At 48.9% G+C, this 22,116-nt stretch carries 20 protein-coding genes; 8 read left to right on the top strand and 12 right to left on the bottom strand.

What is annotated here, in order from left to right:
* Positions 1-42: 42 nt before the first annotated feature.
* Positions 43-603 carry a shikimate kinase gene (locus tag PGN_RS02475; RefSeq protein ID WP_010956349.1) on the top strand — a complete coding sequence of 187 codons (561 nt, stop codon included), beginning with the start codon at positions 43-45 and terminating at the stop codon, positions 601-603.
* Here PGN_RS02475 and PGN_RS02470 read toward each other — a convergent pair.
* Positions 542-2,077 carry a ComEC/Rec2 family competence protein gene (locus PGN_RS02470; protein ID WP_039416954.1) on the bottom strand — a complete coding sequence of 512 codons (1,536 nt, stop codon included), beginning with the start codon at positions 2,075-2,077 and terminating at the stop codon, positions 542-544. The two genes, PGN_RS02475 and PGN_RS02470, sit on opposite strands and share 62 nt — an antisense overlap.
* Before the next feature lie 6 nt (positions 2,078-2,083).
* Positions 2,084-2,740: a ribulose-phosphate 3-epimerase gene (gene rpe, locus PGN_RS02465; RefSeq protein WP_004584057.1), complete on the bottom strand. Its 657-nt coding sequence runs from the start codon at positions 2,738-2,740 to the stop codon at positions 2,084-2,086.
* 341 nt (positions 2,741-3,081) lie between these two features.
* Here rpe and ileS point away from each other — a divergent pair, with 341 nt between their 5' ends.
* The 4 genes from ileS to PGN_RS02445 all read left to right on the top strand — a co-directional run bounded on the left by ileS (position 3,082) and on the right by PGN_RS02445 (position 8,414).
* A complete protein-coding gene (gene ileS, locus PGN_RS02460) occupies positions 3,082-6,495 on the top strand; it encodes an isoleucine--tRNA ligase (protein ID WP_012457570.1) in 3,414 nt (1,137 codons plus the stop codon).
* Between the two features lie 69 nt (positions 6,496-6,564).
* Positions 6,565-6,945, top strand: coding sequence for a TraR/DksA family transcriptional regulator (locus tag PGN_RS02455; protein WP_004584055.1), 381 nt, complete (start codon positions 6,565-6,567; stop codon positions 6,943-6,945).
* Positions 6,946-6,948: 3 nt separating this feature from the next.
* Positions 6,949-7,629 (top strand): lipoprotein signal peptidase, encoded by a 681-nt coding sequence (locus PGN_RS02450; RefSeq protein ID WP_004584054.1) that lies wholly within the window; start codon positions 6,949-6,951, stop codon positions 7,627-7,629.
* Positions 7,626-8,414 carry a DUF4296 domain-containing protein gene (locus PGN_RS02445; RefSeq protein ID WP_012457569.1) on the top strand — a complete coding sequence of 263 codons (789 nt, stop codon included), beginning with the start codon at positions 7,626-7,628 and terminating at the stop codon, positions 8,412-8,414. Before PGN_RS02450 ends, PGN_RS02445 begins: the two co-directional genes overlap by 4 nt.
* Before the next feature lie 33 nt (positions 8,415-8,447).
* On the opposite strand, the gene PGN_RS02440 is transcribed toward PGN_RS02445, so the two are convergent.
* From PGN_RS02440 to PGN_RS02430, 3 genes are read right to left on the bottom strand one after another with little or no spacing between them, the layout of a single operon-like run.
* Positions 8,448-9,473: an acyltransferase family protein gene (locus tag PGN_RS02440; RefSeq protein ID WP_012457568.1), complete on the bottom strand. Its 1,026-nt coding sequence runs from the start codon at positions 9,471-9,473 to the stop codon at positions 8,448-8,450.
* Positions 9,474-9,507: 34 nt separating this feature from the next.
* A complete protein-coding gene (locus PGN_RS02435; RefSeq protein ID WP_012457567.1) occupies positions 9,508-10,281 on the bottom strand; it encodes a biotin--[acetyl-CoA-carboxylase] ligase in 774 nt (257 codons plus the stop codon).
* Positions 10,253-10,633 (bottom strand): MmcQ/YjbR family DNA-binding protein, encoded by a 381-nt coding sequence (locus PGN_RS02430; protein WP_012457566.1) that lies wholly within the window; start codon positions 10,631-10,633, stop codon positions 10,253-10,255. Before PGN_RS02430 ends, PGN_RS02435 begins: the two co-directional genes overlap by 29 nt.
* A 70-nt stretch (positions 10,634-10,703) precedes the next feature.
* Between PGN_RS02430 and PGN_RS02425 the strand changes: the two genes are divergently transcribed.
* Genes PGN_RS02425 through PGN_RS02415 form a run of 3 tightly spaced genes read left to right on the top strand, consistent with a single transcriptional unit; the run spans position 10,704 to position 15,061 of the window.
* The gene (locus tag PGN_RS02425; RefSeq protein ID WP_012457565.1) at positions 10,704-11,288 is read left to right on the top strand and encodes a non-canonical purine NTP diphosphatase; all 585 of its coding nucleotides are present in this window, start codon (positions 10,704-10,706) and stop codon (positions 11,286-11,288) included.
* Positions 11,276-13,606, top strand: coding sequence for a hypothetical protein (locus tag PGN_RS02420; RefSeq protein WP_039416951.1), 2,331 nt, complete (start codon positions 11,276-11,278; stop codon positions 13,604-13,606). Before PGN_RS02425 ends, PGN_RS02420 begins: the two co-directional genes overlap by 13 nt.
* Positions 13,607-13,657: 51 nt before the next feature.
* Positions 13,658-15,061: a C1 family peptidase gene (locus tag PGN_RS02415; RefSeq protein WP_012457563.1), complete on the top strand. Its 1,404-nt coding sequence runs from the start codon at positions 13,658-13,660 to the stop codon at positions 15,059-15,061.
* A 326-nt stretch (positions 15,062-15,387) separates the two neighbouring features.
* On the opposite strand, the gene PGN_RS02410 is transcribed toward PGN_RS02415, so the two are convergent.
* From PGN_RS02410 to mce, 7 genes are all read right to left on the bottom strand, one after another.
* On the bottom strand, positions 15,388-16,059 hold the full coding sequence (locus PGN_RS02410) for an ion transporter (protein ID WP_230847050.1): 672 nt from the start codon (positions 16,057-16,059) through the stop codon (positions 15,388-15,390).
* Positions 16,060-17,187: 1,128 nt separating this feature from the next.
* Positions 17,188-18,339 carry a sodium ion-translocating decarboxylase subunit beta gene (locus tag PGN_RS02405; RefSeq protein WP_004584039.1) on the bottom strand — a complete coding sequence of 384 codons (1,152 nt, stop codon included), beginning with the start codon at positions 18,337-18,339 and terminating at the stop codon, positions 17,188-17,190.
* A 4-nt stretch (positions 18,340-18,343) separates the two neighbouring features.
* Positions 18,344-18,790, bottom strand: a complete 447-nt coding sequence (locus tag PGN_RS02400; protein ID WP_012457559.1) for a biotin/lipoyl-containing protein — start codon at positions 18,788-18,790, stop codon at positions 18,344-18,346.
* 38 nt (positions 18,791-18,828) lie between these two features.
* Entirely contained in the window at positions 18,829-19,065 is a 237-nt protein-coding gene (locus tag PGN_RS02395; RefSeq protein ID WP_012457558.1) for a hypothetical protein, read from the bottom strand.
* On the bottom strand, positions 19,062-20,003 hold the full coding sequence (locus PGN_RS02390) for an OadG family transporter subunit (RefSeq protein WP_012457557.1): 942 nt from the start codon (positions 20,001-20,003) through the stop codon (positions 19,062-19,064). The genes PGN_RS02395 and PGN_RS02390 overlap by 4 nt, the downstream gene beginning before the upstream one ends.
* Before the next feature lie 24 nt (positions 20,004-20,027).
* A complete protein-coding gene (locus PGN_RS02385) occupies positions 20,028-21,581 on the bottom strand; it encodes an acyl-CoA carboxylase subunit beta (protein ID WP_005874551.1) in 1,554 nt (517 codons plus the stop codon).
* A 98-nt stretch (positions 21,582-21,679) separates the two neighbouring features.
* Positions 21,680-22,084, bottom strand: coding sequence for a methylmalonyl-CoA epimerase (mce, locus tag PGN_RS02380; protein ID WP_004584034.1), 405 nt, complete (start codon positions 22,082-22,084; stop codon positions 21,680-21,682).
* Between the last annotated feature and the right edge of the window lie 32 nt (positions 22,085-22,116).

Below are 22,116 nucleotides of genomic sequence, written 5' to 3'. Positions count from 1 at the left end.
TCAGGTGCTTCACTATTGGTGGTAATAAGAAGATGAGGTAAGATGCACGCTCCGATTTTTATCGTTGGCTATATGGGTTCCGGCAAGAGTACGGTAGGGCGTAAGATGGCCGATGTACTCGGTTGGCGTTTTATCGATACGGATTTCTTTATCGAGAACCGATTCCGCAAGCGCGTGGCGGATATATTCCGTGACGAAGGCGAGGCGGTTTTTCGCAGGCGCGAGCGTGTCGTCATCGAAGAACTATCCGGAATGGAGGATGCTATTATCGCCACAGGGGGCGGATTGCCCTGTCATTCGGACAATATGACGCTGATGAACGAAGCCGGCTTGACGCTGTATTTGGAAGTTTCGGATGAGGTTCTTGCCGTTCGTTTGGAGTTATGCAAGCGGACAAGGCCGAAGGTGAAAGACAAGACCGGCGAAGAGCTGCTCTCCCACATCCGGGAGGAAATGGCTTTCCGAGGCGATATATATCGCCGTGCAAAGGTGATTGTAAATAGCGATAAGCTGGTGGATGAAGAGGATGAGAGACAGCTTGTCACTCGTATCGTCGCCGATTTGCGCGCCAAAGGATACCTACCGCAAGCAATACAGCCATAATACATAGTACGACCGGCATCGAAGGTTGCCAGGCGTATTCCACGCTCGGCGACACAGCAGCCGCCGCAGTAACCAATCTCTCCACTCCATCGGCACAAATACCGACCACTCGGGGCAACAACATCAAGGGTAATCCGACAGCTGCCAAGACCATATAGATAAGGCTAAGGGGAATCAGAAAAACGACCAGCAGAGTAAGCGGAAGATTGACCCAAAGGAAAATAATGCCGACATGTCCGAAATAATGTGCCGCCAACGGCAGGGTGAAAGCTTGCGCTGCAAGACACAGCGCCATAGCATCACGACACAGACGAAGGAGAGGCTGCCGCACATCGGGGAGTAAGGACGCCAGCGGTCTGAAGAAGATCAGGATAGAAGCTACCGCAGCATAGCTGAGCACAAATCCCACGTCATAAAAAGAGAGGGGATCTATCACGAGTGTAATGCACGCTGCCGCAGCCCAAATATTCAATCCATCCGTCGGTCTGCCCGAGCATTTACCGACTATATATAAGGTAGCCATCAGCATGGCTCGGACTACAGGAGCACCCAAACCGCAAACGAATGCGTATATCCATCCCCCTGCAAGCGGAAGCAGCCACTCTGCCCGACGCCATCGCTGCGGTATCGGCAGAATACGCATGAGAAAACCGAGGGCAGCCAATACGATACCCACGTGAAAACCGCTCACAGCAAGGATATGTGCCACACCTGCCGCGACGAACTTACGGCGAACGTCGGGAGCTTCGCCCTCACGCCCCAGACACATGGCTTCGAGCATCGCACGCTGCGAATCGGACAGTAGCGAAGGGGAGAGTTCGTACAATGTGGCAGCCAAGCGATCCGACAGATCCAAAGCCTTTTGCCTGAGGGAGAACGGCCCTTTGGCTGTCGACAAGATTTCTACATCTCCGGTCTTGGCATGCAGACTGCCGGACAGTCCTTTGCCCGCCATATACCGCCCCATTGCCGGAGCTTTCTGCTCCCATTCTTCGGCCGATCGAGCATAAAATTTCCTGAGCTTGAGCATATCGCCGCGAGCGACCGGCTCGTATTCCCCTTCGTGTCGGATGTACAGGATATAAGATGGGGAGGAAGCTTCGGACAGTTGCACTTGCATCCGCAGCTTGCCCTCGCGTGGCTCCGGATTCCCGATGACCCGAAAAGTGTCGGATGAAGACAGCTTGTAGCGTGAAGAAGCTGTCAGTCGCTCTCGTGTCAGCTGTGTGGAGAAAGCTCCCGCTGCAACGAGAAGCAGGCCGATCGGGGCGAAACGAAGAGCCGCGACAGTCCTTTTCTCAACGGCCGGCCGGAAAAAGAGACTGAGGATATAAAGAAAAAATCCTGTCGTCAGCGCACCAAGCGCAACGACAGGAGAGCGAAAGTATTCCGTCAGGCCTATGCCTGTCGACAGGAAAAGCAATACCCACAGAAACGGTCCGGGGCGAAAATACGGCTTCGGGCAGACCGGCACGATCGTCTAACGGCTATAACTCTTCAGCAGACTGATGGCTTCTTCCGGCTTCTCTGCTCCGAACACATAGCTGCCGGCTACGAGCGAATCGGCTCCTGCTTCGATCAGACGTTTTCCCGTGGCGGCATTGACACCGCCATCGATCTGAACAATCGTATCCAGACCTTGGCTATCGATCATTCGGCGCAGGCGTTGCGTCTTGTCTATCGTCCTTTCGATGAATTTCTGCCCTCCGAATCCCGGGTTTACGCTCATCAGAAGCACCATATCGGCCTCTTCCAGCACGTCGGTCAGCACCTCCACGGGAGTATGCGGATTGAGCGTGACGCCCGATTTCATACCGGCCTTGCGAATCGCCGCCAGTGAGCGATGCAGGTGCGGACTGGCTTCATAGTGGACGTTCATCATATAAACGCCCAGTTCGGCCAACCTGTCCACGAACTTCATCGGCTCCACGATCATCAGGTGAACATCGAGCGGCTTCTTGCAAATCGGTCGGATAGCCTCGAGAATAGGAAAACCGAACGAAAGATTGGGGACGAATACGCCATCCATGACGTCGATATGCAGCCAGTCGGCCTCGCTGCGATTGATCATTTCGACATCGTCGGCCAGATGCAGGAAGTCGGCCGACAGCAAAGATGGAGATACGATAGGTTGCATAAGATAGTATCGGGTTTATTTTTTGTTGATTCGATGCTCGCAAAGTTATGCCTTTCTGCGCGATCCCCTATAATTTTCAGACGGGCTATCCTATGTTTACAAAATAAATAGAAGGCTGGAGAATAACAAGAAATAAAAAGACGATGAACTAATTGACCTTCATCAGAAAAACGAACCTTAACGACCAATCAAGTATAAAAGCGACAAAAGCTCCCCCGGTCTCCTTCTTCGTCAATGAATCGAAGTTATAGTCGAGCGAAGCTCATTGAACAATGTTTCGGGCGGAAAGATTATCTTTGCTCCCATTCTTATAGACACTCTGTTTAGCGAAGTTAAAATTTATGAGTCGCAGATTTGCCGAATACGAGAGCTTGGATTTGTCCCGTGTCAATGAGGAGGTGTTGGCCGATTGGATGCAACACCGTCTTTTTGAAGAAAGTCTGAAAAGTCGCGAGGGTGCCCCCTCGTTCGTTTTTTATGAGGGACCTCCCTCTGCCAACGGGATGCCCGGCATCCACCACGTAATGGCTCGTGCCATCAAGGACACTATTTGTCGTTACAAGACGATGAAGGGTTTCCGAGTGGACAGGAAAGCCGGCTGGGATACTCACGGCCTGCCTGTAGAGCTGGGAGTGGAAAAAAGTCTGGGCATAACGAAAGAGGACATCGGCAAATCGATCTCCGTGGAAGAGTACAATGCTGCCTGCCGGCGCGATGTGATGAAGTTCACCAAGGAGTGGGAAGACCTCACGCACAAGATGGGCTACTGGGTAGATATGGAGCACCCCTACATTACGTACGACAACCGCTATATCGAGACGCTTTGGTGGCTGCTGGCCGAGCTATACAAGAAAGGTCTGCTCTACAAAGGCTATACGATCCAACCCTATTCGCCTGCGGCGGGTACCGGTCTGAGCACGCACGAGCTGAATCAGCCGGGTTGCTATCGCGATGTGAAAGATACGACCTGCGTAGCCCAGTTCAAGATAATGGATCCGAAGCCGGAGATGCAGTTGCACGGCGATGCCTTCTTCCTCGCATGGACTACCACGCCGTGGACACTTCCCTCCAATACAGCCCTTTGCGTGGGGCCTGAAATCGAGTACTTGGCTGTACAGACATTCAATCCCTATAATGGTATTCCCATCACAGTCGTATTGGGCAAGCCACTACTCCACACCCTCTTCAACCCGAAGGGCGAATGCGAGGAGATACCCGCTTCTTACGATCCGGCGCAGAAGCTGCTCCCCTACAAGGTGATTGCATCATGGAAAGGGAAGGAGTTGGAAGGTATGCGGTACGAACAGCTGATACCGTGGGTGAATCCGGGTGAAGGTGCTTTCCGAGTGATCACAGGCAATTTCGTGACCACGGAAGATGGTACCGGCATCGTGCACATAGCACCTACGTTCGGTGCGGACGATGACCGCGTGGCCAAGAAAAGCGGTGTGCCTCCCTTGATGCTTCGTGACAAAGAGGGGAATATGCGCCCTATGGTGGATCTGGCCGGCCGCTATTTCCCAACGACAGATTTGGATCCTGTCTTTGTAGAGAAGCACATGGATCTGCCGCTCTATGACGTATATGCCGGCCGCTACGTGAAAAATGCGTACGATGCCGGAAAGACGGAGAAGGACGAGACTCTTGACGTCGAACTCTGCGTGATGCTGAAGATGCAGAATCGCGTTTTCCGCATCGAAAAGATGACACACAACTACCCACACTGTTGGAGGACGGACAAGCCCGTTCTTTACTATCCGCTCGATAGCTGGTTTATCCGCACGACAGCCTGCAAAGAGGAGATGATAGCCAACAATGGTAAGATATATTGGAAACCCGAAAGCACCGGTACGGGACGCTTCGGCAAATGGCTGGAGAATCTTCAAGATTGGAACCTTTCTCGCAGTCGCTACTGGGGGACGCCATTGCCCATTTGGCGTACTGAGGATGGTTCCGAAGAGATCTGTATCGGTTCGGTCGAAGAGCTGTACAACGAGATAGAGAAGGCCGTCAAAGCCGGTATGATGGAGCGCAACCCATGGGCAGGCTTCAAGCCCGGTGTCTACACCGAGGAGAACTATGCCAAGATCGACCTGCATAGGCCTTTTGTGGATGAGATCACACTTTGCTCCCCCTCGGGTCAGCCTATGCGCCGCGAGCTGGATCTGATCGATGTATGGTTCGACTCGGGTGCTATGCCTTATGCCCAGATGCACTATCCTTTCGAGAATCGCGAGCGAGTGAAGGACGGTTCCGTCTTCCCTGCCGACTTCATAGCCGAAGGGGTGGATCAGACGCGTGGATGGTTCTTCACCCTTCACGCCATAGCCACGATGATATCAGGAACGAGTTCGTTCAAAGTTGTGGTATCCAACGGCTTGGTACTGGATAAGAAAGGCAATAAGATGAGCAAGCGTCTCGGCAACGCCGTAGATCCTTTCGAGACCATCAAGAAATACGGATCCGATCCTCTTCGCTGGTATATGATCACCAATTCTTCACCGTGGGACAATCTCAAATTCGACACGGACGGAGTGGAAGAGGTACGCAGGAAATTCTTCGGTACTTTATACAATACGTATCAGTTCTTTGCCCTCTATGCTAATTTGGACGGCTTTACAGGAGAAGAAGAAAGCATTCCTTTCGCCAAGAGGCCGGAGATCGACCGCTGGATACTTTCCGAACTGAATACATTGATTCGTGAAGTGGATGATCAACTGAGCGACTACGAGCCTACACGTGCCGGTCGTGCCATCAGCGATTTTGTCTCCGAGAATCTGAGCAACTGGTATGTGCGTCTCAGCCGCCGTCGCTTCTGGGCAGGAGATATGACCGAAGATAAGCTCTCTGCCTATCAGACGCTTTATACCTCCTTGCTTACCGTATCCAAACTGATGGCTCCGATCAGTCCTTTCTATGCTGACCGACTGTACCGAGATCTGACGGGCAAAGACGAAAGCGTGCACTTGGCACTCTTCCCCCAGCTGGATCAAAGTCAGGTGGACCGTGCACTGGAACAGAGCATGCAGATGGCTCAGCAGATTTCGTCTATGGTGCTGGCACTTCGCCGAAAAGTGAATCTGAAAGTACGCCAACCATTGGCTACACTGATGATACCGGCTATAGACGATGAGCAGCGCAGGTGCATCGAATCCGTACAGCCGCTGATCCTTAGTGAGGTGAACGTGAAAGAGCTTCGATTCGTGGATGACAGCATGGGTATTCTGGTCAAACGAATCAAACCGGACTTCAAACGACTCGGCCCACGCTACGGCAAAGTGATGAAGGCTTTGGCAGAAGCTGTAACGGCCATGACGCAGGAAGAGATACGCTCCCTCGAGAAGGCCGGCACTTTCCGGATGGAAGTGGCCGGGACTCCGGTAGAGCTTGAATTGGCCGATGTGGAGATCGTCTCGGAAGATATTCCGGGATGGCTCGTAGCCAACGAAGGCAATCTGACCGTAGCCCTTGATATTACAGTGACAGATGAGCTTCGCTCCGAAGGACTGGCTCGCGAACTTGTGAATCGTGTGCAGAATATCCGCAAGCAAAGCGGTTTCGAAGTGTCGGACAAGGTGAATGTCCTTCTCTTGTCTAACGATATTATGGATAAAGTGGTGGCAGAACACCATGACTATATCGCCCAGCAAATCCAGGCCGAATCGTTGGAGATCAGCGATGCTGTCAGCGATGGAATGGAGCTGGATTTCGATGATTTTGTCCTTAGCATACAAGTTGTTAAACATCAGGGATAGACTTCGGAGGCAGATATGAATTTTCTGTCTGCCGAGAAATCTGTTCCACTAACGATTATTTAGATACAAATGGTAGAAAAAACACGCTACACCGACGAAGAGTTGGAAGAATTCAAGCAAATAATTTTGGCCAAATTGGATCAGGCTCGCAAGGACTACGAGCAGTTGCGTGCGGGCGTCAGCAATTCAGAGGGTAATGATGTGTCTGATACCTCTCCCACGTTCAAGGTGTTGGAGGAGGGTGCAGCTACACTGTCGAAAGAGGAATCCGGACGCTTGGCACAGCGACTGATGAAGTTTATCCAAAACTTGCAAGCTGCTCTGATACGTATCGAGAATAAGACTTACGGCGTTTGCCGCGAAACGGGCAAACTTATTCCCAAAGAACGACTTCGCGCCGTACCTCATGCTACGCTGAGCATAGAGGCCAAAATGAACGAGAAGAAATAATAGATGGCTTCTTTTCTCTCCCGTCTGCCTCAGGGAAAAGTAGTCGCAGCTCTCATTGTCTTGCTTCTGGTCGTAGATCAGGTGATCAAGATATGGGTGAAGACGACTATGGTACTGGGGCAGTCGCACGTTGTCGCCCCTTGGTTTCAGATCCATTTCGTGGAAAATCCCGGGATGGCTTTCGGAATAGAATTAGGGAGCAAACTCTTCTTGAGTCTCTTTCGCATCGTTGCCATGGGCTTTTGTATCTATTTATTGGCCAAATTGGTACGAAAGCGAGAGCATACACTCGCCTTTCTCTCTTGTTTGTCTCTGATCATTGCCGGTGGTATCGGGAATATTATCGATTCTATTTTCTATGGGGTCATCTTTTCCGGCAGTCACGGACAGATTGCACAACTATTTCCTTCAGGAGGTGGCTATGAGACGTGGTTTCACGGTCGAGTAGTGGATATGTTTTACTTCCCTTTGATAGAGGGAGTATTTCCTTCGTGGCTTCCTTTCTGGGGAGGTGAAGAGTTTGTCTTTTTCCATCCGGTCTTCAACTTTGCCGATTCCTGTATCTCCATCGGGTTGATACTGCTATTGGTATGTTATCCGCGTACGGTGAGTCTCCTGCTCGATGGGAAAAAGACATTGCCGGAAGGCACCACAGAGGATTCCGAGCCAACAAAGAGAGAATGAGACGTTTGTACGTCATATTGATTGTGAGCATAGCCTCTCTTGCACTACTGGGAGGTTGTAGCCGAAGCGGCTATAAAAAGATCCCGAAAAAGAAGTTGAAGGATCTGATGGTCGAACTTTATGTGGCCGATGGTCACTTTGCTAATATATACGATCCGAATTTGACGGATAGTGTTCGTGAAGCGGTTTACACCAATCTGTTTGCCAAGTACGGCACTACTCGCATGGATTACGACAGCACGCTGATGTGGTATGGTCGCCATGATTTGGAAGAGTATATCGCCATCTGCCAAAGCGTTCGGGATGAACTGGAAAAGCAGCGAATCGATCTGGACAAGCAGATTACGTTGGAGCGTGAGAAGAAAGGGATGGATATGCTCGATGGTTCGTTCTACGAACTGGATTCGATCAATATGCTGGCCGGAGATAGTACGTGTTTCTACCGGCAGGAGATGCCATTCCTGAACAGGTCTTTCATCATCACACCAGGTACAGCTTATAAGGAAGGCACCCGATTGGAATTTGTCACGAGGCTGAGAGGTCTACAACTTCGTCCTGATGCAACGATGGAGATGTTTCTCCAATTGGTTTGCACCGACAATACCGTTCTTACGGTCAGCCGACCTGTGAATCCGGGAATAAATATGCTGACAACTTCAGTGCCGGACTCTGCGAGTGTGAGCCGTGTCTATGGCTATTTGCGAGGCTTCCCTGATTCGGCCGGAATCATGTCTTTGAGTCCGTTCGTTATCGACAGTTTTTCTCTTCGTAAGTTCAAACCTTAACTTTCCCTTCTTGCGCAGCTCCTCTGCGTCTGCTTACAATCCGACCAACGGCTTGAGAGAAACCGGAAGTTTCCTGTCCAAAAACTTGGACAGGTAAAGCGGTATGAACAAACCGGCTATGAAACTAATGGCAATAGCTCCATTGATCATCATGGTGCTCAGCTCATAGCGGTCATAAAGGACTATTCTCAATGCGACCAGCACGAACCATGAAAAAATGAATATAGGATAGCTGTACAACCCTATACCGTGGAGCAATGGAGCAGGCATCACCTTGTCTCCGATTTTTACCGACACGCCATAAAGGACAACAATGAACAGGGTATAATAAGACCAGTTCAATACCCCCAAGAACGATGACTGCTCGGGCATAAAGAAACGGGAGAAAAGTGCCACATGGAAAGCGATAAGCAGGGCTACCGATACTCGTCTGGAAACTATACGATCGGAATAGCGGTATAACATCATACCCAGAACGAAGTAGTGAAAATTGTTAAAGGCTGCTATAATACAGAAAGGATCATCCTCGAATGCCACAGGGATGTATTCGGTGACTATATGCAGAAGGCAGGCGATGAGGTAAGCTCCGAAAATCTTCGGTCCCTCCATCCACTTCCGAGGATAAAAAACAACCAGGCAAAATAGACTGAACAAGCAGGGCAAAAACCACAGAAAGCGAATAGCATTCGTTGCCGGAAAAAGAAAGCTGCTGACATATCCGGAAAGGGAGGCCTCCATCGGGTGGTATGTGTAGGCACTCAGTAGGACTTTAGGCAGGAATGCCACCGTCCCCATAAAGAGGTAAGGAAGAAGCAAACGCTTGGCTTTTTTCCTGATCACCTGATAAGCCGTTTTCCCTACCCTCTTTCTTTCCCCCAAAGCCCACAGAAAACCAGAAATAAAAAAGAAGAGGGGAACTCTCATATAGAAATGCTCTATGTAGAAAGGGAACCACGACGGTAAGTTGTCCAGCTGACGAGGAGCTGCATGGCACAACACGAGAGAGGTAACAGCTACGAGTTGCAGAAAGAGAATGTCGAGACGATCGGATTTTCTCATAAGGAAGTCAGAAACAGGTAATGGAACAATCTAATCAACAAAGGACATAGGCGATTTCTTTGAAAGCATATGAGGACTTTCTACCATCGGCACGCACCAACAACAGCTCTCCGGAAGGCAATACATCGGCAATTATGGCATCGAAACGCCCTTCCTTATCTTGGAAGGGATGGTACCCTACCCTCCTGTAAAGACACTGCATATAACGAGTGTGAAGCTGGTCGGCAGTATGCTCTTCTATGTGTCTGTAGAGTGAACGCATCTCCTGCATAAAAGAGCGGAATATCTCCATACGATCTACCGAATGCCCCAGAATGATCCGGACCGATGTAGGATTGGGGAGATAGCTCGGATAGTCGCTTTCGTTGATATTGAGACCGACACCCAGAATGCTGTAGTCGAGGTTGCTGCCCGTCAGGCTGTGTTCGATCAGTATGCCTGCTATTTTCCTGTCTCCATAGTATATATCGTTCGGCCATTTGATGCTGAGCATCTCGGCAGAAGGAAGAAGGTCGGAGAGTGTATGGAGCACGGAGAGAGCACACAATCGGGAGAGATCGAATTGCTGCTGCGCAGGAAGCATGGTCGGCCTCAGCAGAACGGAAAAGGTCAGGTTCAAGCCCGAAGACGCGAACCAGCTATTGCCCTGCTGTCCTCGTCCCGCAGTCTGATTGTCTGTCATGACCACGGTCCACGCAGGCAGGTCGGGATCCTGCATCAAAAGATCGGAGAGATAGGAGTTGGTGCTGGCCGTTTCGGGCAGATGGATCAGATACTCTTCAGACCAACTGTTCTTCTTGGACTCCATCGAAAGGCGGTTGTGTACGGATGTATTTAGGGAGTTTGGATACAACAAGAGCGTACGAATGTCGGATGAGCCGTGCAATCAGATCGGCAGGGACATCCGAGTCCAAAGCTACGCTGTTCCAATGTCGTTTGTTCATATGAAAAGCCCCTGTGATACCCTCGTAGTGCATCCTTAAATGTTCGGACCGATCGGGATCGCATTTGAGTGCGATGACTTTCTTTTCGGAATCAAGGGGTATCAGAGCAAACATTTTGCCGGCTACTTTCATAACCAACGTAACATCATCGAACGGGAAACTCTCCTCCACCTGTGGCAGTGACAAGCATAGCTCTCGAGCTTGCTCTATGTCCATATATTATTTTATTTTTGCTACGTTATGAATTTCGCTCCACTTTTGCTTGGGGCACGGTCTAACAAAAATAATGGAAAAACTCATTTTTGCCACAAACAATCCACATAAGCTCAACGAGATTCGTCATATTCTTGAGGGAAAGGTGGAGATTGTCGGGCTGGACGAAATAGGTTGTCGGGAGGATATTCCCGAAACGGCCGACACACTACAGGGAAATGCTTTGCTCAAAGCAGAATTTGTTCACAAACGATATGGTTTACCTTGCTTTGCTGACGACACAGGCTTGGAAGTAGAAGCTCTTGACGGAGCACCCGGCGTCCACTCTGCACGGTACGCAGGAGAACCGACCAATGCCGATGCCAATGTACGGAAACTACTCGAAGCATTGAGCAGTGTACCACATCCCAGAAAAGCATGCTTCCGTACCGTGATCGCCCTGATCGATGATCATGGAAAACACTTCTTCGAAGGGAAGATCGAAGGTACCATAGCATCTGAATGCAGAGGATCGGGCGGCTTCGGCTATGACCCCGTTTTCATCCCGGAGGGACACACGCTCAGCTTTGCAGAAATGGGAGAAGAAACCAAAAATCAAATCAGTCATCGTGCTTTGGCGGTGGCACAGCTCCGCGATTTTTTATTATGTGCAAAATAAGATTCAGCCTCTTGCAGGCTCTTGTCGTCTGCTTATTGTTCACCTCTTTTTCTCTCCAAGCTCAAGAGGAAGGCATTTGGAATACCCTCTTGGCTATCCACAAGACGGAAAAAGCCGTAGAAACGCCCAAGAAAGTCTTTGCCGTAGCCAACGGAGTACTTTACTCGGTGGGCAAAGAAGCTCCCCATGAGGCAAAGATCTTCGACCGTATCAGCGGACTCAGCGATACATCGGTAAGCAGCATAGCCTACTCCGAGCAACTAAAATCCTTGGTCATATACTATGCATCAGGCAATATCGACATCTTGGACGAAGCAGGCCGTGTGACCAACGTACCTGCATTGAAAGACAATATCGATTTGATAGACAAAACGCTCAATCGCCTTTTGATCGTAGGCAACAGGGCTTATTTGGCAGGAGGATTCGGCCTCTCCGTTCTGGATGTCGCCGAAGCTCGCATACCGGCTACCTACGCCAAGGGAACTAAGGTGACCGATGTGGCTAAGTTGGACAATGATCGCTTGCTGATGCTGAAAGAAGGGCAGCTCTTCATCGGAAAAGAGACCGATAACCTGCAAGATCCGGCCGCATGGACAGCCTTGTCTTTGAATTTGCCGATGGGCTCGGTCACCGGTCTGGGCATTGTCGGGGAAGACATCTGTTTCCTGCTCGCCGATGGCCGTGTATATGTCGCTGCAAACCAATCGTTAGAGCCGGAGCTATTGCTCTCTTCCTCCGCCGATTCACGACTGCATGTGACAGATCGTGGTCTGTTCATCTGTGCCGAGAATCGAATTTATTTCATAGAAAAAGGTCGCAAAACGACACAATTTCCTATAGCCGACGTCCTTGGTGTCGGTGCCATGAGCGAAAGCAATACGGCATACATAGCATTGGGAGAAGAAGGTTTGGCTTCACTTCTTCTCGCAGAGGGAAGTACGGCCGAAGCCATGCCTGTAGCATTCGACGGACCGGGGGACAATGATTTCTACGAGATGCGGTTTAGTCACGGACGTCTGTATGCAGCCAGCGGACTCTGGGGAACAAACCTGATGGGACATGCCGGTATGGTGAAGCTATACGACGGCAACCGATGGACTAACTTCGACAAGAAGACCGTACAGGAACAGTTGGGCGGCGGATTCAGTTTCAATGATGCTGTCGATATAGCTGTTTCCAACGGAGACCCCGATCACTTTTTTGTCGGTACATGGGGAAACGGTCTGTTCGAATTCAAGGATGGCAAAGCGATAGCTCGCTATTCGGGAAACGAAACTGCTATCGCAGAATGTAATCCCGGAGATGCCCGTGTGAAAGCGATTGCCTTCGACAATAAGGGCAACCTCTGGGGGACGCTCGGTGCCGTAGGCAAGAACATCTTCATGTACGATCCGCAGAGTAGCACATGGCATTCTTTCAGCTATCCGGATGTAGCCAATCTGGCCTCCTTCGGCAATATGATTATCCTACCCAACGGAGACAAATGGGTAAATATACTTCACCGTAGTGGCGGATCCACGCGCAAAGGTGTCTTGATCTTCAACGATCGGGGTACACCGGAAACGACTTCGGACGACAGCCATCTTTACGTCGAGCAGTTTGTCAATCGCCTCGGGGCAGCCATAGGACATAAGACTATCTATGCAATGGCCGTCGATCATAACGGCTCTGTCTGGATGGGATCGGATATAGGCATTTTCGGCGTCTACAATGCCGCCGGAGTATTGTCCTCGACTTCTACCCCTATCGCTGTTCGGCCGGTCGGAGGAGAAGAACCCAATTTGTACTATGTGCTGGACAAGGTGACGGTGACAGACATCGTCGTGGACAAACTCAATCACAAATGGGTCGCCACCCAAGGGACAGGACTCTATCTCCTTTCGGAAGATTGCAGTAAGATCCTCGCGCAATTTACCGTAGAAAACAGCCCTTTGCTTTCTAACAACATACTATCCCTGGCCTTAAATGACGATAACGGACTGCTGTACATCGGTACGGCGGACGGACTGATGACGTTCCAAACGGGTACGGGGAGTGGATCAGCTTCCGAACTGGACGGCGTCTATGTATACCCCAATCCGCTAAGACCGGAATATCCCGATGGCGTCACCATTGCCGGACTGCAAGCCGGCTGTAGTGTCAAAATCACCGATACCACCGGCAGACTGCTATACCAGACTGAGAGCGTAACCACCGAAGTCAAATGGAATGCTCGAGGTGCCGATGGCAATAGGGTAGCTTCGGGCGTATATGCCGTTGCAGTGTACGATCCGGCATCGAAAAAGTCCAAACTAATTCGCTTCGCAGTGATTCGCTGACACACAGCCTTTTTCTCTCGCAAACAACATTTTAATCCAAACTAATAGGTAATGAACAAAAAGATTTTTGTTGCATCGCTTGCGTTTGCTGCTGCTTCCGTAGCAGGATCGATGCAGGCTCAGAATGCAAAAGGAGCTCTCACACCCAAAGTGCTCGAAGAGATCCGCTCATCTTATGCCGGCACACCGGCCGATAGAGCTTTGCGCAATGCAGTCATAGCTAACGGTATGACCTTTACAAACAGTGCCAAGACGGATTTTCCCGACGCTCAGTTTAGCCATCGTGTCCAAAGCAAAGGCATATCCGATCAGCAGCAAAGTGGCCGTTGCTGGCTCTTCACCGGCATGAATGTCCTGCGATCAAGGATGATAACGGACAACAATATGGATTCTTTCTTCTTCTCCCACAACTATTCGTTCTTTTGGGATCAATTGGAGAAATCCAACCTCTTCTTGCAAGGGATCATCGACACCAGAAACAAACCGATTGACGACAAAATGGTGGAATGGCTCTTCAAAAATCCGATTGGCGACGGCGGACAATACACCGGTGTATCGGAGAATCTGATGAAGTACGGTCTCGTACCTGCCGAGGTGATGCCCGAGACTCGCAATAGCAACAATACCACATCCCTCAACCGCATCCTCTCCAAAGTACTGCGCCAAGGTGGTATGCGCTTGCGTCAGGCTGCCGAAAAGGGAGCCGGTGAGGCGAAGCTGGAAGCACAGAAGAAAGACATTCTCAAGCGTGTCTATCGTCTGCTCGTCATGAACCTCGGGGAGCCTCCCACGGAGTTTACATGGAGCATGCGCGATGCATCCGGCAAGGTGATCTCTACACAGAAATACACACCGCAGAGCTTCTTCAAGCAGTTTGTGCATGAAGATATGCGCGAGGATTACGTCATGATCATGAACGATCCCAGTCGTCCTTTCTACAAACTCTTTGAGATCGACTATGACCGCCACAACTACGACGGCAAGAACTGGACATACGTGAATGTACCGATGGAAGACCTCAAGCAGATGGCTATCGCATCCATCAAAGACAGCACCATGATGTACTACTCTTGCGATGTTGGTAAGGAGTTGGATCGTACTCGTGGCATATTGGCTATGGACAATAACGACTATGCCTCACTGCTCGGCGAAGAATTCACGCTCAGCAAGAAGGAACGCATACAGACATTCGATAGTGGTTCTACGCACGCCATGACACTTATGGCAGTGGATCTGGACGCGAACGGCAAGCCCACCAAATGGATGGTAGAGAACAGTTGGGGAGCCAACAACGGTGCACAGGGTCACCTGATCATCACTGACGAATGGTTCGATGCCTATACATTCCGTTTGGTTGTAAACAAGAAGTATGTACCGGCCAAGGTGCTCGACATCCTGAAGACCACGCCCATACGCCTGCCCGCATGGGATCCCATGTTTGCCCCCGAGCAATAAAACTCTCGCCCTACTCCTACTAAAGCATTATACTGTCCTTAGGACAATTATAACAATCCCTCAGCAAGGCCGACCGCCTTACTGAGGGATTTGTTTTTTAGCACTGCCAATGTATTTAATCGGGAATCTTATACCTTCAAAACAGATTAGAATCTAAACAATGCATTGGTGTCAATCTATCTCCTCCAATCGGAAAAGAATACAACTTGCCCCTTTCGTTGTACAACCATCTATTTGATAATAGAGTTCATGAGTGGAATTAAGTGGAAGCGGTATCAGCTGTTATTCTGCTCAATATCAGGCAACAGCAGCAATAAGATTGACAATCATTCTTTTGTTTCTGTTTCTTCTTTTTTGTTATCTGAGACAAATAAGGAAGCAATATAGGCTGTAAAAGTTCCGAAAAGCCCTACTCCTGCAGTCATCAAAAACATTGCAATGATTCTTCCTTCGGTTGTTACGGGGTATTTGTCTCCATAGCCGACAGTTGTGATCGTAACGTAAGACCACCAAATAGCATCTTCCGCTGTTGTGATATTGCTGGTCGGCGCATTTTCGACTTGAAGAATCGCTATGGAAGAGAAAATGATCAATAAGATGGCTAAAATCGTGGCTGAAGTAAATGCGCCCTGTGCTTTGATTCTAAAAACATAGGTAACAAATTCCTTTGTCGTGCGAAAAGCCCTCAAAATTCGGAATAGACGAATCAATCTAAAAACTCGACCAAACCGCAAAAAATTTATCATCGGGATACTCGAAACCAAATCAATCCAACCCCAACGCATAAACTTCATCTTACTATCAGCATGGTACAACCTGATACAAAACTCGGCAAAAAAGAATATACAAATAGCAAGATCAATATAATTCAGAAGTCGGGAAGTTTCTTCGGGCAACTTTATTGTCGTATCAACGATCAATGCACCAAGAACATAAACGGAAAGGACAAGAACCGCTAAATTCAAGGAGCCAAATTTATTTGTAGAGTCGTCTTTCATTCTTATATTATTATATTTAAACCATTGTATAAATATCCATTTACTCTTCATTTGCAAATGGGCTTTCACAGACAAACTTTAGTCTATTTTTTGATCAGATTCAATGATTTAAGCAAAAGAAATTGGCTATCAACAGCTCGCACTTTTCAATAGCAAGTGTAATAACGGAACAAATTTAAGGCAAAAACTGAGAAATGAGTTCAGAGCTTCGTCTTTTCGAACAAGCTGTTCGATACCAATAGCGATAACGATAAAAGTGCAGCAACCGGGCCTATACGGCTGGGATTTTTTGCTACTTTTGCAGAGCGATAGAGTGCTCTCGGCAATGTAAATGGTGGTATATCAGAGAGGGTTTGTCTATCGAACAGCTTTACGAACGTTTACTAACTACTTAATTACAACAAATATGATACTCTCTGACTTCTCTCTTTCTATACGGTCATTAGGCGGGTTTCATCCGGCCTATACAGGTATATACCATCGTGGTATGTGGACAAAAGAGTTTTTATTCCATGAGGAGTAAGCACGAATAGGCATTCGATAGCTTCTATAACATATAAGGCACCCACCCGATTTATAAGAGAATCGGGTGGGTGCCTTTGTTTTATCAGCTTACGAGATAGCGTTTTGGGGGCTGCGATTTATATACAAATCATTTTCGATCTGTATATATATTGAAAACGTTTTATATATAAATGAGAAACGATTTATATATAAATTGAAAATGGTTTATATATAGATCGTTATTCGACATGAAGGGAAAGGTATTTCGATCTGAAAAAGGGCGTATGCCGATCTCTTTTCATCAAAATCAGACTTCTTAGAGCCGACTTATTTGGAATGATTCTAAACTCGTCTTCGCTGTTGAAAACTTTTGGGCTCCTATTTTTCGGTCACAATACCGATTTTCTTAGTTGTTTTTAGGCCTAAGATCCTTCTCTCTTCAGCCTGCAGCGGTGCAGGCTGAGACGTTTTTCACTTCTGTCGATGCCCTCTTCGAGCAAGGATTGGAAAAATAGCTGTCGTATTATTAGCGCAACTGCTCCTTGCCGGATGCAAAAGAAAAAACCGCCCACCGAACAGAAAAGGCTGTTCAATGGACGGCATATTGAGATTATGGAAACTCTCTTAGGCGAGGAATCCGAGTAAGATACCGGCAGCAACCGCCGAGCCGATCACACCGGCCACATTAGGCCCCATAGCGTGCATCAGCAGGTAGTTTGTCGGATCGGCCTTTAGGCCTTCGATCTGTGAAATACGTGCAGAGTCGGGTACAGCAGAAACCCCTGCATTGCCGATCAATGGATTGAGCTTGTGTCGCAAGAAGAGGTTGAGAATCTTCACGAACAAAACACCGGCCATCGTAGCAATGATGAAAGAGAAAGCTCCCAAAATGAAAATCTTGATCGAGTTCCATGTCAGGAACTGAGTGGCCTGGGTAGAAGCTCCCACCGTAACGCCCAAAAGAATGGTAATGACATCGATCAACGGGCCACGTGCCGTCTCAGCCAAACGCCGAGTAACACCGCTCTCTTTCAAAAGATTACCGAAGAATAGCATTCCCAGCAAGGGCAAACCTGAAGGCACAAGAAAAGTAGTAAGCAGCAGCCCCACTATCGGGAATATCTGCTTCTCCGTAGTAGACACGGCACGTGGCGGTTTCATCCGAATCATACGCTCCTTCTTCGTGGTCAGAAGACGCATAATAGGAGGTTGGATGATCGGCACCAAGGCCATATAGGAGTATGCAGAGACTGCGATGGCACCCAGCAAGTTCGGAGCCAACTTGGACGAGAGGAAGATAGCCGTAGGCCCATCTGCTCCTCCGATAATACCGATAGCACCGGCCTGGTTGGGTTCGAACCCAAGGTACAAAGCCAATATGTAGGCACCGAAGATACCGAACTGTGCTGCCGCACCGATCAGCATCAGCTTCGGATTAGCGATAAGAGCAGAGAAATCGGTCATCGCACCGATACCCAAAAATATGAGCGGCGGATACCATCCTTTAGTTACCCCTTGATAGAGGATATTCAGCACCGATCCTTCTTCGTAAATACCGATCTGCAGACCGGCATCTTTGAAGGGGATATTACCAATGAGGATTCCAAATCCGATCGGAATGAGCAACATAGGCTCAAACTCATACCGGATGGCCAGAAAAATGAATAGCAATCCGACCAGAATCATCACCAAGTGGCCGAGTGTGGCATTGGCGAAGCCTGTGTAAGAGAGGAATACCTCGATATTGTTTGCTAAGAAGCTCCCGAATCCGGTCATATCATTAGCCGATTATAACGATATCAGAACCCTCGAGGATGGAATCGCCTTTGTTGACCTTCACGGCAACGATTTTACCGTCTCGATCCGCATTGATATTATTTTCCATCTTCATGGCTTCGAGAACAGCAACCTTCTGGCCGACCTTGACTTCGTCTCCGACCTTAACGCAAACGTCAAGGATGACACCGGGAAGCGGAGACTTGACGCCTGTACCTTGCCCTCCGGCTGAAGCTGAAGCTGAAGCTGCAGGGGCAACGGGTGCAGCTGCTACAGGTGCAGCCGTGACGGTCGGATGTTTGATTGCAGGCTTCGATGCTTTTTTCTTCTCGGCAAGTATTTCCACCTTATAGGGAGTACCGTTAACTTCGATGTCTGCCAATCCATCTTCGATGCTGTTGATAACGACATTGTATTCGTTTCCGTTGATTTTATATTTATACTCTTTCATTGTTTTGTCATGTTTTTTAATGTCGTGATTGAATGAGATTATTTAGGAAGCTGACGAAGCATAAGCGTCTTCAAACTCCAAGCAGAATGACGATGACGCTTGATCGTGAGCCTCATAGGTTCAGCATCATGAGCTTCATAGGTCTCTTGATAGAGAGCCACCGAGATAGCAGCATAGATGTCGTCCGTCATAGCTCCTTTCTTCGCCTTTCCGGTCTTGGGGGTAGTAGCTTTTGCTTTTTTAGTGGGGGCAGCTTTCTTATCTTTTTCTTTCATTGTCTATCATGTTTACTTGTGAACATATGCCTTTCGATAGGAGATCTCAATCCATATATCTTAGAACTCCATGGTGAATACTTGCGCTCCACCCGTCGGATAGTCAATATGGTATTCTCAATATCATGAACGTCATTCTGCGATTCGCTCAAAGCCATACAGATAGCAGCAGTAACCTCGCCGCTTATACCGGCGCGGGTGGCTGAACGCATGCGCAGACCTGCACCGGCCTCGATAGCTCTACGATTGGATATCCGAATCGAGAGAGAGCCGATGAGCCAAAAGACAAAGGAGAGCACCAACAGACCGAAGAAGACAACCATCATAGCTGTCAGTGTCATAATACCGCCTAAAGGATCGGATTCCTTCAATCGATCCAGTTTGGCATTCGAATCGAGAATTATGTTGTTGGTGCTTGGTGTAACCTTTGGCAATATATCCCAAGCAGAAGCATCCCCTATCTCTCCTACCCCATCGATCAAACGCCCGTAACTACAGTCAGCCGGTATACCGGCAGGAATACGGATGCTATCGATGATCGTTCGTCCGTCTGCATCCACCAAGGCAATGATGGTGGAGACTTCGGGGTCGAGGGTGAAGTTCAGGTGGAAAGTTCCTTTGTACGGATCATTATCTGCCCAAAAGAGTAGATGCTGATGCGGTTTTATCGCAGTCATAACATCTCCTTTGGGAATCATATACTTCTTCAACTTGGATAGATCATCGGTCAAATAACAACCTTTGATATCCACCGTAGCGGCTGAAGAATTGTATATTTCAATCCACGGCTTATGATTGCCATAGCTGTCCTGATAGTTGTGCACATTCAGGGTCATCACTTCATTCAAGCGAAGCTGTGCTGCCTGCTGGGCAAAGAGCTGTCCGGAGGCTATGACAAACAAAGTCAGAAGGATATGGCTAAACCTGCTAATATTCATGGTCGATGCACTAAACTCCTCTTATTAAAGAGGCACATTGTCGTGTTTCTTAGCCGGAATAGTTTGCTTTTTCGTACGAAGCTGTTCAAGAGCACGAATAATGCGGAAACGAGTATTGCGAGGCTCGATCACATCATCCATGTAGCCGTAAGAGGCTGCATTGTACGGATTGGCAAAAGCCTGACGATATTCTTCTTCCTTTTCCAATGCTGCTTGCTGAGGATTCTCGGCTGCTGCCACCTCTTTGGCAAAAATTACTTCTACAGCTCCGCTCGGACCCATCACTGCAATCTCAGCAGAGGGCCATGCATAGTTGATGTCACTGCGCAAGTGCTTAGAGCTCATCACGATGTAAGCACCGCCGTATGCCTTGCGCAGCGTAACCGTTACCTTAGGCACAGTAGCCTCACCGTAAGCATAGAGCAACTTGGCTCCGTGCGTAATCACACCATTGTACTCCTGGCCAGTACCCGGCAGGAATCCCGGCACATCCACCAGAGTAACCAAAGGAATATTGAAAGCATCGCAGAAGCGGACGAAACGAGCTGCCTTACGCGATGCATTGGAGTCGAGACAGCCGGCCATCACCTGTGGTTGGTTGGCTACGATACCTACGCTCTGGCCATTGAAGCGAGCAAAACCAACGATGATATTCCTGGCATAATCACGATGTACTTCGAGGAATTCGCCATGGTCTACGATAGATCCGATCACTTCGTACATATCGTAAGGACGGTTAGCCTCGTCGGGGATAATTTCGTTCAATGAGTCTTCCAGACGATCGATGGGGTCATCGCACTCCACATAGGGAGCCTCTTCCAGATTGTTCTGGGGCAAGAAGCTCAAGAGGTGGCGGATCAGACGGATACCGTCTTCTTCACTATTAACTGCAAAGTGAGCCACACCGCTCTTGGAGGCATGCACGTCTGCTCCTCCAAGCTGCTCCTGCGTTACATCCTCACCCGTTACGGTCTTTACAACCTTCGGACCTGTGAGGAACATATAGCTCGTACCACGCGACATGATGGTAAAGTCTGTCAGAGCCGGAGAATACACGGCACCGCCGGCACATGGGCCGAAAATGGCGGAAATCTGAGGAATCACACCGGAAGCAAGGATATTGTTTTCGAAAATCTCGCCGTATCCTTTAAGAGCATTCACACCTTCCTGAATACGTGCACCGCCCGAATCGTTCAGACCGATCACAGGAGCACCCATACGCATAGCCAGCTCCATCACCTTACAGATCTTGGAAGCAAGCATTTCCGAGAGAGCACCACCGAATACGGTGAAGTCTTGTGCGAAAACATATACCAAACGGCCGTCGATCGTACCACTACCGACCACTACACCATCGCCGAGGAATTGTGTCTTGTCTATTCCGAAGTTGGTACAACGGTGCTTGACGAACATATCCAATTCCTCGAAGCTACCCTCGTCCAACAGCATTGCTATACGTTCACGAGCGGTGTATTTACCTTTTTGGTGCTGGGCCTCAATTCTCTTTTCTCCACCACCAAGGCGAGCTTTTTCACGCAATTGGATCAGCTCTTTTACTCTTTCCAGTTGAAAACTCATATTCTTTTCTAAATAGTTAGGTTTGCTATTTCATGACATACAGGCATACTCGCCGGAAAGCAGTCGGCACTGTCCGGTCGCCCGTAGGGTCGTTACTATTATTTATGATCACATACCTCGGTCAGCACACCCATAGTACTCTTCGGGTGCAAGAAACCGATATTCAAGCCCTCTGCTCCTTTGCGAGCTTTTTCGTCGATCAGCTTAATGCCTTTAGAGGCGGCATCGGCCAATGCTTCGTTGGCATCTTCCACACAAAAAGCAATGTGATGGATACCTTCTCCACGCTTTTCTATGAATTTGGCAATAGGGCTTTCGTCAGAGGTCGGCTCCAACAATTCCAGCTTGGTCTGCCCTACCATCATAAATGCGGTACGCACCTTTTGGTCGGGTACTTCCTCAATGCTGTAACACTTGAGTCCCAATACATTTTCGTAGTATGGGAGGGCTTCTTCGATACTTTTGACCGCAATACCGAGATGTTCGATGTGAGATAAATTCATTGCTCTCTACTTTTTTATTGTGTTGACTCTTC

Origin of the sequence: Porphyromonas gingivalis ATCC 33277 (assembly GCF_000010505.1) — a bacterium.
Classification (GTDB): domain Bacteria; phylum Bacteroidota; class Bacteroidia; order Bacteroidales; family Porphyromonadaceae; genus Porphyromonas; species Porphyromonas gingivalis.
Note: the sequence above shows the minus strand (reverse complement) of the source record. Positions and strands in the feature narration are given on the sequence as shown.